The 13,522-nt window shown below is 43.4% G+C and carries 16 protein-coding genes; 6 read left to right on the top strand and 10 right to left on the bottom strand.

From position 1 onward, the window contains the following. Positions 1-649: 649 nt before the first annotated feature. The gene (locus E2K52_RS11150; RefSeq protein ID WP_151205163.1) at positions 650-2,029 is read right to left on the bottom strand and encodes a dihydrolipoyl dehydrogenase; all 1,380 of its coding nucleotides are present in this window, start codon (positions 2,027-2,029) and stop codon (positions 650-652) included. Between the two features lie 152 nt (positions 2,030-2,181). Between E2K52_RS11150 and E2K52_RS11155 the strand changes: the two genes are divergently transcribed. After that, a complete protein-coding gene (locus E2K52_RS11155) occupies positions 2,182-4,185 on the top strand; it encodes an Ig-like domain-containing protein (RefSeq protein WP_151205164.1) in 2,004 nt (667 codons plus the stop codon). Between the two features lie 152 nt (positions 4,186-4,337). On the opposite strand, the gene E2K52_RS11160 is transcribed toward E2K52_RS11155, so the two are convergent. Next, entirely contained in the window at positions 4,338-4,760 is a 423-nt protein-coding gene (locus tag E2K52_RS11160; protein WP_151205165.1) for a beta-lactamase hydrolase domain-containing protein, read from the bottom strand. Further along, positions 4,753-5,088, bottom strand: a complete 336-nt coding sequence (locus E2K52_RS11165; protein WP_151205166.1) for a TIGR01244 family sulfur transferase — start codon at positions 5,086-5,088, stop codon at positions 4,753-4,755. The genes E2K52_RS11160 and E2K52_RS11165 overlap by 8 nt, the downstream gene beginning before the upstream one ends. Positions 5,089-5,213: 125 nt before the next feature. On the opposite strand from E2K52_RS11165, the gene E2K52_RS11170 reads away from it, so the two are divergent. From E2K52_RS11170 to E2K52_RS11180, 3 genes are all read left to right on the top strand, one after another. Then, complete coding sequence (locus E2K52_RS11170) at positions 5,214-6,110, top strand: alpha/beta hydrolase (RefSeq protein ID WP_151205167.1); 897 nt, start codon at positions 5,214-5,216, stop codon at positions 6,108-6,110. Further along, the gene (gene trxC / locus E2K52_RS11175) at positions 6,111-6,542 is read left to right on the top strand and encodes a thioredoxin TrxC (protein WP_151205168.1); all 432 of its coding nucleotides are present in this window, start codon (positions 6,111-6,113) and stop codon (positions 6,540-6,542) included. 74 nt (positions 6,543-6,616) lie between these two features. Continuing rightward, the gene (locus E2K52_RS11180) at positions 6,617-6,985 is read left to right on the top strand and encodes an acyl-CoA thioesterase (protein ID WP_218955325.1); all 369 of its coding nucleotides are present in this window, start codon (positions 6,617-6,619) and stop codon (positions 6,983-6,985) included. Between the two features lie 57 nt (positions 6,986-7,042). On the opposite strand, the gene E2K52_RS11185 is transcribed toward E2K52_RS11180, so the two are convergent. Both E2K52_RS11185 and E2K52_RS11190 read right to left on the bottom strand, forming a co-directional pair. Further along, complete coding sequence (locus E2K52_RS11185; RefSeq protein WP_151205170.1) at positions 7,043-7,546, bottom strand: DUF4442 domain-containing protein; 504 nt, start codon at positions 7,544-7,546, stop codon at positions 7,043-7,045. Between the two features lie 28 nt (positions 7,547-7,574). Next, a complete protein-coding gene (locus E2K52_RS11190; protein ID WP_151205171.1) occupies positions 7,575-8,063 on the bottom strand; it encodes a YajQ family cyclic di-GMP-binding protein in 489 nt (162 codons plus the stop codon). Between the two features lie 91 nt (positions 8,064-8,154). On the opposite strand from E2K52_RS11190, the gene E2K52_RS11195 reads away from it, so the two are divergent. After that, complete coding sequence (locus tag E2K52_RS11195; protein ID WP_151205172.1) at positions 8,155-8,469, top strand: rhodanese-like domain-containing protein; 315 nt, start codon at positions 8,155-8,157, stop codon at positions 8,467-8,469. A gap of 165 nt (positions 8,470-8,634) precedes the next feature. Here E2K52_RS11195 and mnmC read toward each other — a convergent pair whose 3' ends face one another. The 4 genes from mnmC to E2K52_RS11215 are packed head-to-tail and all read right to left on the bottom strand — an operon-like array spanning position 8,635 to position 12,023. Then, entirely contained in the window at positions 8,635-10,533 is a 1,899-nt protein-coding gene (gene mnmC, locus E2K52_RS11200; protein WP_151205173.1) for an FAD-dependent 5-carboxymethylaminomethyl-2-thiouridine(34) oxidoreductase MnmC, read from the bottom strand. A 39-nt stretch (positions 10,534-10,572) separates the two neighbouring features. Then, positions 10,573-11,076 (bottom strand): hypothetical protein, encoded by a 504-nt coding sequence (locus E2K52_RS11205; RefSeq protein ID WP_151205174.1) that lies wholly within the window; start codon positions 11,074-11,076, stop codon positions 10,573-10,575. Between the two features lie 5 nt (positions 11,077-11,081). Further along, a complete protein-coding gene (locus tag E2K52_RS11210) occupies positions 11,082-11,384 on the bottom strand; it encodes a YciI family protein (RefSeq protein WP_151205175.1) in 303 nt (100 codons plus the stop codon). Positions 11,385-11,411: 27 nt separating this feature from the next. After that, a complete protein-coding gene (locus E2K52_RS11215; RefSeq protein ID WP_151205176.1) occupies positions 11,412-12,023 on the bottom strand; it encodes an inner membrane-spanning protein YciB in 612 nt (203 codons plus the stop codon). A 45-nt stretch (positions 12,024-12,068) separates the two neighbouring features. Between E2K52_RS11215 and E2K52_RS11220 the strand changes: the two genes are divergently transcribed. Then, positions 12,069-12,920, top strand: a complete 852-nt coding sequence (locus E2K52_RS11220) for a PHP domain-containing protein (protein ID WP_151205177.1) — start codon at positions 12,069-12,071, stop codon at positions 12,918-12,920. A gap of 72 nt (positions 12,921-12,992) precedes the next feature. On the opposite strand, the gene E2K52_RS11225 is transcribed toward E2K52_RS11220, so the two are convergent. Beyond that, the coding region (locus tag E2K52_RS11225) for a bestrophin family ion channel (protein ID WP_151205178.1) at positions 12,993-13,522 on the bottom strand (530 nt) is incomplete at its 5' end.

The raw sequence follows: 13,522 nt of genomic DNA on the forward strand, positions 1-13,522 counted from the left end.
CCCTTCCCGAACTCAGAAGTGAAACCTCTTTGCGCTGATGGTAGTGTGGGGTTACCCATGTGAGAGTAAGTCATCGCCAGCTCATTATTCAAAATCCCCCTGCTAAAAAGCAGGGGGATTTATTTTTATAAAAAGAAAAATAAAAAGGAAAATACGCTGATCAAGTGAACTAATTGCAATGGCATCGGTGCAAACCGTTGCTGAATTGACAAGATACAATATGTTTGAGAATCTTTAAAACACATTAAAAAAATGAAATTAATATCAATTTAGCGTATGTGAAAAAAAATGGTCTACATCAGTAGGTGGCGAAGTGATCGGGATCAATTAACTATGCTTTAATGATTCGGACTCAGCTATCCATCAAGTGGCTTTAGACTATTTAAGTATTCTAGACTACTATGTTGATAATTATAAATAATTGAAATTAAAGTGAATTTTTGTTTTTTGTGTGGGTTTGAGCAATTTAAAAGATTACTCTGATGGGTTGAGAGTACCTGTGCGAGAGCAATTTATACAGTATGCATCTTTGAAGCAACTTAGTGCTGCAGGTAATTTGGAGTTACTTGCAGCATAGCGCTGTTTGGATCGCTGGATTGCACATACAAAATGTTTAGGGCGTGTGTTGAAGCTCAAAATAGCTGAACTATTATTGTGAATCTAGCTGCCTTCGGGCATGCTTTAGAGCAGTTCGCAGGCCTTCAACAATCGTTGGATGGTAATAAGGCTTATCTAGTAAATCATCAACAGTAAGCGCTTCATCTACCATCCACGCCAGTAAATGTGCTAAATGTTCAGCTTCATGGCAAAACAATTCTGCACCGAGTACTTTACGCGAGCCTTTATCAACATAAATCTCAGCAGCTCCCTGATTTTTCGCATTTATAATGGCGCGTCCCTGTTTTCTAAAATCAATAGATCCTGTCACAAACTCAATGTTGCGATCTTTTAACTGTTTATAATTTTGTCCCAGCATCGCCATTTCAGGTGAACAGAAAACAATACCTAAAGGCGTTAATGTTTTGACCTCTTGATCAGGATTTGCCCTTAGGCAGTGTTTAGCAGCATGTTTGCCTTCATGAGCCGCTTCATGCTGAATGGGGGTGGAAGTGTATGCATCGCCGACAATATAAATCGGTAAATCAGACAATTGCTTGGTTTTGCTGTCTACAGGCAAGTTTTTTAAGTCTTTAAAATCGGGATGAATATTTTCAAGTTTTAATGTGTTCAGGAGTGTTTTACGACCTGTTGCCGCCATTACACAGTCCACTATTAAGGTTTGATTTCTACCATTTTCCATATAGCTTAGTTCAACCCCATTTTCAGTGTTTTGATAATCACTTGGCAAAGTTTCAAAATGTAGGTTTAACTCTTTGCTTAGCTCCTCCTGTGCGAGCTTTTGCAAAGCAGGGCTGCTGAGTGCACCAATTCTTCGGCTGCGTGCAAAAATATGGGTGTTTACCCCTAAACGGTGCATAGCTTGAGCAAGCTCGACGGCAATGACACCGCTGCCAATCACGGCTAAGGATTTTGGCAGTTTTTCCAGTTCAAAGACCTCATCTGTCGTGATAAGCCGCTTGTCCAGTTTTTCTTTCAATTCCTGATCGATGCTTGGCGTTGTTCCTACAGCAAGAATAAAGCTTTTTGCCTGATAAGATTGATTGTTGACTTGAACCGTATTGGCATCAATGAATTCGGCGCGGCCTGAAATTTTATGTTCAGTTTTCCATGAGTCGACATCTTTTAAGGTTGCACGGGTAAAGCGGTCTCGTAATTGCTGTACATACGGCATCACTTGGGAGGTGTCTATTTTAACTTGTGCAGTTAATCCTAAACCTTCATGTTGTTGCATTTCATGCATGCGGTTGGCAGATAAAATCAGAACTTTACTTGGCATACATCCGACACGGGCACAAGTGGTGTCCCATGGGCCATCATTGATGATCAGGATATTTTGAGTATATTTTATGGCTTCTTTATAGGCTGAAATTCCGGCAGTTCCAGCGCCAATGATAATGAGATCGTACATTTGTTACTCTTACTAAAATCATTATTGATAAGCTAGCATACAAAACATTTAGCTTACCTTTATTTACATAAAACCATAATTATGATTACATAACACGAAATTAAATAAAGATTGATAGCAAACCCTATAATAGAGGGTCTTGGGGAATTTGAATGATTAATAAACAATTAGGTATTAAATTATCTGCTCTTACTTTTGCACTAATATTGGCCGGTTGTGGCGGTGGTGGTAGTGATGGGTATTATAATGATGGAAGTGGGTCAAATAATGGTAATGGATCAAATACTGATAATGGGATAGAAGCACCGGTTGTAGCTAAATTGAATATTACCAATGTTGAGTTAGTAGATAGTAATAATCAAGCAACTACAGTATTAACGCTCCTTGGTGCCAGTGCAGGCGTAAAAGTAACTGACCAAAATGGCCGGCCAGTCAGTGGGGCACTTGTAACGTTTACAGGTGAAAATATTACATTTGAAACCTCTAATGCCACAGTTCTATCGAATGCTGAAGGTATTGCAAAGATTGGTATTAAGCCAACAGATGAAACAAAAACAGGTATTTTTAAAATTTCTGCCAATGCAGAGCTGAATGAAAATACAGCAAATACGAATGATACCTATGTTTCTGTAGAAGCTATTAAAACCAAATTTGAAAATTTAACATTTGATCATTTAAGTATTGATGCGGGCGGCTCTGTTAAAATCAGTTTAAGCACTGTTGATAGTTTAACGGATATTGCACAAAACAATGTTCAAGTAAGTTTTAAAGCAGATTGTGGGACATTCACTAATAGTACAGTGAGTTCAAATCAAGGTTTAGTTGAAACGACATATACTGGAGTTTCAACAAGTGGTCAGTTGTGTTCGGGTACGCAAGTGATTACGATTTCTGCGAATAATGGGGCAACCACAACAACACAAAATATTACGATTAATCCGATTAAAGCTAATTCACTCGTATATAGTTCGGGTGAAGTAAAATTAGGTGCTGCAAATAGTGGTTCAAGTGCATCGGGTAAAGTTGAATTCACCGTGTATTCAAATAACTTACCTGCTAAAAACCAGGATGTTTTGGTAGAATTAATTTATGCACCACGTGATTTGAGTTTCATTACATTACATAACAAAGTAAAAAAAGTTATTAAATCAAATGATGACGGTAAAATTGTTATAGATATATTCCCAGGCAGTCTACCAGGTCCTGTGGAATTGAAAGCGACTTTAGTTAGCGATCCTAGCGTCACAGCATTAACCAAGGATGTTTCAGTTGCAACTGGACGTGTTACCCAGAATGGTTTAAGTCTGTCAGTTACTAAGAATGCATTGCAATGGGATATTGATGGCGATAAAGCGACCGTCGTAGCTCGTTTGCGTGATCGTGTCGGGAATAAAGTTCCTGATGGAACAGTCGTGAGTTTTGTTACTGAAGGCGGTAGCATCGAGCCAAACTGTTCAACAGTTGATGGTGAATGTAGTGTTGTTTTACAAACTCAAAATCCACGCCCTGCGGATAACCGTGTAACAGTATTAGCTTATGTTGAAGGCGATAAGTCCTATATTGATAAAGATTCAGATAACGTATATACGGCTGGTGTAGATGAGTTAACGAGTAACATTGGTGACTTCTTCCGTGATGATAATGAAAATACAATTTTTGAAGCTGCGCGAGGTGAGTTTCTTTATAAGCGTGGTGCTGTCGGGAATACATGTGCGGCAAGTACATTTATTCAGCCAAATATCTCAGGTACATGTAGCACTGAATTGTCAGCTGTCATTCGCCAACAACTTGTATTCTCATTTAGTAATGATATTCCAACCATCGCAGACTTAACTGTAACAGATACCAAATCAAACTTTAATTTTAAGTTATTTGGTAATAGTGCACGGTCAGTTCCGATGCCTACAGGCACGACAGTTGCAGTTCAGGCAGAAGATAATACGAAAGACAATCAAAAGTCTTGTTCAGTTGAGCTGTGGAGTGGTAATGCAACAGTACCATCGGTATTTAATCTGTTAACACCTTCAACCTTCGCTTCAAGTTCACAAGTGAATTATTCTTATCGTTTAAAAGAATGTGACTCAGGGGATAGTTTGGTTCTTACTGTGACAGCTCCTACAGGGCAAATCACGAAACAAGAATATATAATTCGTTAAAAATAAAAAAACAGCGCTTCGGCGCTGTTTTTTATGGGGGGATTAGATTTAAAAATTAAATCGAAGTTCCCACACTGACTCCTACAGTGGGCTTCAGGTTCATCGAACTACAACCGACAAACGTCAAACTGAGGCATACAATCAGCAATAACTTATTCATGAATTAACCCCTGAGATTTTGCCTGATTAAAGAGTACTGCCGAGCGTGTACCGCTACGGCACACCATTAAAATCGGTTTCGGCAGCTCATTATAATAGCGGGCAAACTCTTCAATATTAGCCTGGGAAATCTGTCCACTTACTACAGGCTGGTAGATCACGCTTACCTGAGACCTTTCCGCAATTGAACGTAACTGGCTCACACTTACCTTATTTCCTGGCTCCTGATCGGGAAGATTAACAATCACCGATTTAAAACCATCTTTTAATAACTGTTCAAACTTAGCCGATGTCATCTGACCTGTTATGCTGACATTTGAGTTCAAAGCGCGACTTAAGTCACTGGCTGCAAAACTTAAAGAAGCGCAGCTCAAACTCATCAGCAGTAAAGCTTTGTACCAGAAGGACTTAGTCATCCAGCAAGTCCATCTGTTTTGCCAGTTGATATAAATTATTGGAACGGTTACCTGTACGGCAGAACATCAAGATCGGTTTTGGCAACTCATTATAATGATTGGCAAAAGTGCGTACATCAAGTTCGCTTATCTGGCCCGCGACCACAGGCTGAAATACATAATCCAGACCCGCCTTACGCGCTGCTTCCTCAATCTGGACACTGGAGGGCTGTTCAGGGCCGCCTTCCATGTCTGGACGGTTATTAATAATCGATTTAAAACCTTTTTCCACCACCTGATCAATATGTTCAGGACCAATTTGACCTGCAAAGCCTATATTTTCGCTCATGATGTCACTCCATTATCGCATTTATCTTGATATGCTTTATGATAGCATTAAGCTGAAAATATGATGTCTAGTTCTGAAAACTTTATAAACGATTACAACTATAAAATAACGCAATGGAGCCGCGTATGTACGCTTATACAGTCGAACCACTGTATGTCAAAAGCGGTCAGGAAGTGATTGCTGCAGATTTCTATCGTCCTCAACAGATCGACAAGCCCGCTGTCATCCTCATGGCTCACGGTCTGGCGGCTTTACGCCACTTTAAACTGATCCAATACGCACAGCGTTTTGCCAAAGCCGGTTATGCGGTGGTACTCTTTGATTATCGCTACTGGGGAGGAAGTACGGGTCGCCCACGTGAGCTGGTATCAATCCGGGCTCAACTTGATGATTGGCGTACGATGATTAACCATTTACACACACGTAAATCTATTGATGCCAAACGTATTGTACTGTGGGGAACTGCGCTAAGTGGCGGGCATGTATTAACCCTTGCAGCAGAGTTAAAAAATATTCAGGCGGTGATGGTCCAGGTACCTTTTGTGGATGGAGCCGAAAGTGCCAAACTTTATCCCTTACAGCAAATGCCCAAAGCCCTGAAAATTTCCAGTCAGGATTATATGGGAGCAAAGGTCGGCATGGCACCCAGAACTTTACCCGTGGTTGACCGGCAGGGACTGTGTTTTCTACCGACCCCGGACAGTTATGAGGGCTATCTCTCCATTGTAAATCCGGATTATTATTGGAGTGGCTATATTCCGGCACGGGCGTTCTTTAAGCTAATCCGTTATCGTCCTATTCTGGATGTGCGTAAGATCGCGGTGCCTGCGCTTTTTATTGCGGCTCAGCAAGATAGTCTGATACCGATTGAGTCCAGTAGGGAAACAGCGACCAATATTGCTCCTTTTGTACAATATCATGAGTGGAATATGCGACATTTTGATATTTATCATGGAGAATGGTTTGAAAAAGCGATTTCGACCCAATTAGAATTCTTACATCAACATATTGGAGTGCGTTAGATGATCATTGTATGCTCAGAATGTCAGGCCAAAAACCGTGTGCCTGAAGAGAAGCTGACGGAGAATCCTGCCTGTGGTCAATGTCATCAGGCGCTGGTTCCCTTGGCCCCGATTGAACTGAATGAACAGAATTTCAGTCTGTTTGTCACCCATAGTGACCTGCCGATTCTGATTGACTTATGGGCAGACTGGTGTGGTCCTTGCAAAATGATGGCACCGCATTTTACCAATGTTGCCCAGCAATATCCTAATGTTGTGTTTGCCAAAATCGATACCGAAGCCAACCCACGTTTAAGTGCTGCATTTAATGTGCGGAGTATTCCGACGCTGGTGTTGATGAATAAAACGGATGAAATTGCTAGAATAAGCGGTGCATTACGCTCAAGCGAGCTACAAAAATGGCTTGATCAGCAGTTAAATGCCTCATCCTAATTCACAAGCCTGGAGTTCAAGTGTCAGATTCTCATATTAAACCAGAGGGAATTCTTTCCCTGCAGACCATTGCAATGCCTGCGGATACCAACTGGAGCGGAGATGTATTTGGTGGCTGGATTGTTTCACAAATGGACTTAGCCGGTGCGATTCATGCCGAGCGTTTTAGTAAAGGTCGTTGTGCTACTATTTCAATCAACCAGATGACCTTCTTGGTTCCAGTAAAAGTGGGTGATGTGATTAGCTGTTATACCCAGATTTTAAAGGTGGGTAATACCTCTATCCAGATGGAAATTGAGGTATGGGATAGTCACGATGATTCGCGTCCACCTGTACGGGTGACAGAAGGGGTATTTACCTTTGTCGCAGTGGATGTCAAAGGCAATAAACGCCTGATTCCGGAAGAAGCAAAACAGAAGTTTTTAGAATCTCGACAGAACTGAATAGAAAGTAAAAAAATCCCAGCCCATTGTCTGGGATTTTTTTGGTTTACGATGAAATCAGGCTTTCTTCAGCTGGCTCTTGGCCACCCAGGCCCAAAGCATTTCACATTGAATCGGTTCCTCACCAGACTCATCGGTGATGATGACCCGAACCAGCGTTTCCCCTCTGTCTGAATTTTGCATCAATTGCTGCTGTTCAGCAGTTAGGGTAGCCACTGCGGTCATGGCGCCTTTGCTGGGCCGCTTATAATCCACTTTTAGGCTTTTGATGAGCACGATGGCACTATCCGGAACGTTCATCGCCGTGACAAAACCAGTTGCAGTTTCTGCCAGCAAGGCCATGGCACAGGCATGGAGCTGACCAATATGGTTCTGCATGGCTTTATGATTGGCGATGCTCACGACCACCTTGGACGCACTGATGTGCTGATAGCGGATTTTGGCCGACCCCACCATGGGCACCATCCGGCCAAAAGTTTTACTCAGTAAGGTGGTTCGAATACCTTGAGGTAGTCTTGATGTGGCTTGAACCAGTTTCGTCAGTCGATTGCGATGTGCCATAATTTCCTCAGCCAGACAGGACGCTGTCTTAATCCTTAAAGTTGTTGAACTGTAAAGGCAAACCGAATTGCTGTTCCTTCAGGAATGCCATCAATTGTTGCAAGGTATCGCGTTTCTTGTCGGTCACACGAATCTTGTCACCCTGAATTGAAGATTGCACTTTAATGCCACTTTCTTTAATGGCTTTATTAATTTTTTTCGCAGTATCAGAGTCAAGACCATCTTTAAGCTTGATGACCTGAATCACATTTTTACCAGAAGCTGTCATTTTTTGCGGATCAAGCGCCTGAATGTCGACTTTACGCTTATAGAAGTGGTTTTCCAGCATGGTATACACTTGCTCACATTGGAAATCACTCTCAGTGATAATTTTGATTTCCTTGTTTTTTTCATTCAGTTCAATTGAAACCTCCTGTCCACGGAAATCAAAACGTGTTCCGATTTCTTTTTGAGTGTTTTGAACTGCATGATTTACTTCAAAAATTTCTAATTCTGAAACAATATCGAAAGAAGGCATGGTTTAGACCTTTACAAATGGAAAGAATATCTGAGATGCTAGGGATGTTTTCTTCATTTGCCAAGTGTTGTTTATATCAAAGGAGTGCGCAATGATCCGTAAACAAGAAATTACAACATTTGAGTTCCCAGAAAATGCCGTAATCTGGGATGTACGCGATGCAAGTGCTTATGCTGAAGCACACGTGAAAGGGGCAGTGAATCAGCCCATTAACGATCTTTCAGCAGACAGCCTGACTCAGGTGTCGGCGGATCAACCAATTTATATTTTATGTGGCGGTGGAAGCAAAGCACCACGTGCAGCTGAGAAGTTAGAAGCTTTCGACAATTCACGTGAATATGTCATTCTGATGGGGGGAACCCGTGCTGCTCGTGAAGCAGGTATGCCCTTAGAACAGAGTGCATGATTGACTTTGTCAAAAAAGCGCCGTCAGGCGCTTTTTTAATGGGGGTAATATTTTCCGTCTCCTTTTAGAAAGGAGCAGGGAGAGGTGAAATATCTTCACAATAAAATAAGATCCTCACTCTAGCCCTCTCCCATAGGGGAGGGGAGAGCCCTTTAAAACAGGATTCTATATTTGCGGCTTGAAATATGGTTTTTTAGCTTTCACTTTTTTCTGAAAACGCGTCACGCTGAGTTTTTTGACGAGATCAGACGGAGCAGGACACGCCTCTCCGAGGATCTGGGCTGCCAGAATTTCACTGCATAATGGCGCAAACAGAAAACCCTTGGAACCCAGTCCCGCGAAACTGTAAATTTCTTCTCCGGTATGCATTTGACCCAGTAGCGGAAAATAATCCTGACTTTGTGCCCGTACCGAGGCACGGCCTTGCCAGGTCTCAGCGGCTGGCAGTGATTGGGCATATTCGGGGAAGACACTGTGGATAAGTTCATAGTTATGCACATGATCTTCTGTCAGTACGTCTGTGTCTTCGCGATTTGGATGAAAAGAAGCTCCAAGCAGCAGTTGTTCATGATTCAGCTGCATACAGTAGCCGCCATAACTATAGGCGGTTTTTAGGTTTAAGGGCTGGTTCTGGTTATTTACCCAGCTGACTTGGCCTCGAATCGGTTTGAGTACCGGATAATCTGTGAAGAACTGCTGGCTTTCTCGCGCCGTACAGACAATTACATGATCAAACTCCCCGAGGAACTGCTGATCTGTAAACAGCTGAGTGTTGGTGGCTGTTTCAATGCGGCTGATTTTGGCCTGTGCATAATGAATATTAGGATGTTGCAGAATTTCCTCCTGTAGCTGGTGCGGCGAAACAGCACCAGCTGCCAGAAGTTTTAAACTAGGATATTCGCTGTGTAGCTCTTGAGATTCCACCGCTTGCAGGGCCAGAATGCCTGCTGGATATTCATCTGCCAAACTGAGCAGTTGCTCAGGCTTTTTCAAAGCCAGCTGGCTGACCTGAATCGGGCGAAAAGCTTTAAAGCTCTGATAATGATTGAGGGCATATTGCCATGCCAGCGTCATCAGGTGTGCGCTGCTTTGTTCAATTGGACCGAGTTTGGGGTTTAGTAAGGCCAGAGGATTGCCTGATCCTCCTGCAAGTGGCGCTGACTGGTCGTAAATTGAGACTTGATGACCGCGCTGAGCGAATGCCCATGCCGCACTCAAGCCTGCAATTCCGGCGCCAATTACGGCAATCTGGCGGGGCTGGGTATTTAACTCAGGTTTTGATTCAGTTTTTTTTTGAGCAATATCCGACTCTGACGGACTGTCATTCTTTTCAGCAGGTTTCCAGATGGCTTTTAGCATTTCACGTTTATGGCCAAAGCCGCGGGGACGGGAAATAGAAATACCGTGATTTTTTAAGCCGCGCTTTAATACGCCTGCCACACTAAAAGATGCAAAGGTGGTTCCTGTCTCTGATAGGCGCACAATATGCTTTAAAACGTTTTCTTCCCACATATCCGGATTGCAGGAGGGCGCAAAACCATCCAGAAACCAGGCATTTACCGGCGCGGTTTTTTCGATGACAGGAAAGACTTCATGTGCATCTCCCAGCCAAAGATCCAGACTAAACCGCTCCTCAGGAAAGCTCAGGCGATGACAGCCCGCCAGAGGCATCGGATATTGGGCAATTAGTTGATCCGCCAGTGGTTTGAGTTCAGGCCAGACATGTAAAGCCCGGATCAGATCCGGTTTGGACAGAGGGAATTTCTCGACTGAAATGGCATGCAGATGACTCTGATTATCAGGTCGAAGCTGTTGCCAGAGCTGCCACAGTGCCAGAATATTGAGACCTGTACCAAATCCTGTTTCGCCTACACAAAAATATTCAAAAGCTTTGAGTTCTGTCAGGCGAGTGGTGAGGTCATTGCCATTTAAAAACACATGCCGCGTTTCTAATAAGCCATTATCTTTAGAAAAATACACATCACCAAACTGCTTGGAGACAGGCACATCAATGCCATCGACCAGTTGCCAATCCAGATCGGCGGTTTGAATTGCATGAGACAAAACGGGCACAACCTTTACTATGTCAAAGAGAGTGGTAGCTTACCATTGTCGGCGACGTTTGGTATAAACATAGCTGGCAATCAGGAAGCCCAGTAGTACGCCGACAGCCAGCGTTGCAGCACCATACAGGAACATCTGGGCACTACGTTCGCTTTGTAAGACCTGAACCTGAACACCAAGATTATCGTTCTTTAACTGTAATTCCTGATTCTGGGCCAAGGCTTCAAGATTGGCTTCTTCCAGCTGTTGTAAACGGGTGGCCTGATCTTTGACCAAGGCTTTGACCCTGGCTTCTTGCTGAACCTTATTGCGGGCAATTTCCTCTGCAGTTAAAGGCCTATTTTCAGCGGCTGGACTGGTCTGGGCAGAAGTGGCTACAGCCGGGAGAATTACAGGCTTTGCAGTGGACTGGGTTTGGACCGCTGTCTCTGGCGCTGCTACTGTCTGATGGTCCTGAATGGCGGGTGCAGGTAAAACCTCAACCGCCCACACCGGAGCAATCATAAAATATAGGCCAAGCATACTGGCAGTAACAACACGCATGAACCTTATCCTTGAGGAAATGCTTTATTAAATGGCTTGACGTCAATGTGTGCGTAGACCCCTTCTTTCAGGAAAGGCTCATCCTGTAACCAGGCATCCAGTGCTTCACGATTATCGAAGTCGACAATAATGGTACTGCCATAAAAGCCCGCTTGAGGATTGGCCGGGTCTTTAGGCATGGCACCTGCCACAATCAGACGGCCTTCGTCATCGAGTTTTTGTAAACGGGCAAGGTGCTGGGGACGAATTGCGAGGCGTTTTTCAACTGTACCTTCTTGATCGGTGCAGCTCACAACAAATAACGGCATGCTGGCTCTCTTGGTTTGTAGTTGGACTTATTCAGCGGTTTTAAAGTATTTACGCAATACAATAAACTGAATAATGATAAAGGAAAACATCACGATCATGTCACCAAATGCGGTAAATTCGCCCCAATATTTTCCATCCATCCATAAGTAGGCGAAAAAGGTATGCAAAAATGACATCAAGACAAACATCCCTACCCAGGCATAGTTGAGTTTGACCCAGCCTTTATCGGTTAAATTGAAGACAGGACCAAACAGGCGCTGGATTAATGGCTTTTTATCTTTGCTAAACCATGGCGACAAGAAAAACACCCCGGCAAAGACCAGATTCAGCAAAACGGCTTTTAGCCGGATATAGAAATCATCGCTCAGGATCAGGGTAATGCCACCAAAAATTACCGTCATAAACAGTACAATCCATTGCTGCTTGTCCAGACGGAATTTCTGCATGACGAATAAGGCACCGTAGACGACCAGCATAGAGATGATCAGGCCTGTGGTCGCAACAAGAATATTATTATTGTCGACACCTCCAGCAGAACCGATCAGTTGTAGCAGTTGATGGTCAGTGTCTTTTGGATCTACAGTTTTATATAAATAAAAGAAAATAATGAGTGGCACAAAGTCTAAAAGTGCTTTCATGTTAGAGTATCTAAATCTGATCAAATAAATGTCTATAGTATAGAGATGCACGGCGTAGATTTACATACACATAGTAATATTTCTGATGGGACTTTTAGTCCACAGCAATTGGTTGACGCTGCGGCGGGCAATTTCATCCATACTTTGGCCCTGACCGATCATGACACCATAGATGGTTTGACGCTGGCTCAAGAAGCCGCTAAAAATCATGAGATTAAGATTGTTTCTGGAGTTGAAATCTCCAGCCAGTGGTCACGTCCTGCAACCAAGAAAAATTATGGTGTGCATATTGTTGGGTTAAACATGCAGGATCTGGCCCCTTTACAAAAAGCGCTCAATCAACAAAAGAAAATCCGGGCTGAACGCTCTAAACAGATTTGCGATCTGCTGATTCCTTTAATTGGTCAGGATATTTATGCAGATGTGCTTGCCAAAGTGGACCAAGTTCCGGATCGGGTAACACGGACACATATTGCCAAAACGCTGGTAGAGAAGGGGATTGTGACCCGCCCGCAACAGGCCTTTGATAAATATATCAAGGAAGGCAAAAAAGCCTATGTCAAATTTGATGGCCTGAATCTTGAAGACACCATTCAGGTGATTCATGAAAGCGGCGGTTTTGCGGTGCTGGCACATCCGACCAAATATGATTTATCTGCGACCAATATCCGTTACCTGATCGAAATCTTTGCCAAGTTTGGTGGTGATGCCGTAGAGCTACCGCCCGCAATTGACCCAGCTTCAACCCGGCAGATGGTAGACCGAATGATTGCAGAGCATGGGCTCAAAGTATCAATAGGTAGTGATTTTCACGGTGACCATATGCCCTGGATTAAACTGGGGAATGTGCCGAGTTTAAAACCAGGGCAGGTCGGGATCTGGGAGAGTTTTGTTTAGTTATTGCCTCAATTTCTAGCTGCTCCGCGAGTCTGAGAGGGTGCAAGAGTAGAGAAAACACCAGGAAAGACATTAAAGCAAATTATGATCTTGAGCTTTAATTGGTGGTGGCGTCGGTTTACCCAAAGTTCCTAGCAGTTCAATTTCAATCGTACGCACCATAGAGTCCAAGGGCAGGTCATTACTCTGTGTGCCAAAAGGCTCCTCAATTTCTGAACTTAAGGCATCCAGACCTAAAAAGGTATAAGCCAGAATTCCCACCAGCAAGGGGGTCAGCAAGCCGAGGGTTGAACCCAGACTAAAGGGTAAAATAAAACAGAAAAAATAGACGGTACGGTTGAGCAGAACCGAATAGGCAAAAGGCAAAGGTGTCGTTGCAATCCGGTCACAGCCGGTTTGTACAATACTAAGCTCGGCCACATGATCATTCATCTGCATATAAATCACGTCAGAAATTTCACCTTCTTTGAGTGCCTGCATCAGCTCCCATTGAATCAGGCTCAGCGTATACTGCGGGGCATTGGCTTGCTGATACAGCTGGGTAATGGCCTGCTGGCTCATGCCACTGGTTTCAACCAGTTCGGTCGGGTTCGCTGTTTGGT

Origin of the sequence: Acinetobacter sp. RF14B, from assembly GCF_006864105.1 — a bacterium.
GTDB lineage: Bacteria > Pseudomonadota > Gammaproteobacteria > Pseudomonadales > Moraxellaceae > Acinetobacter > Acinetobacter lwoffii_C.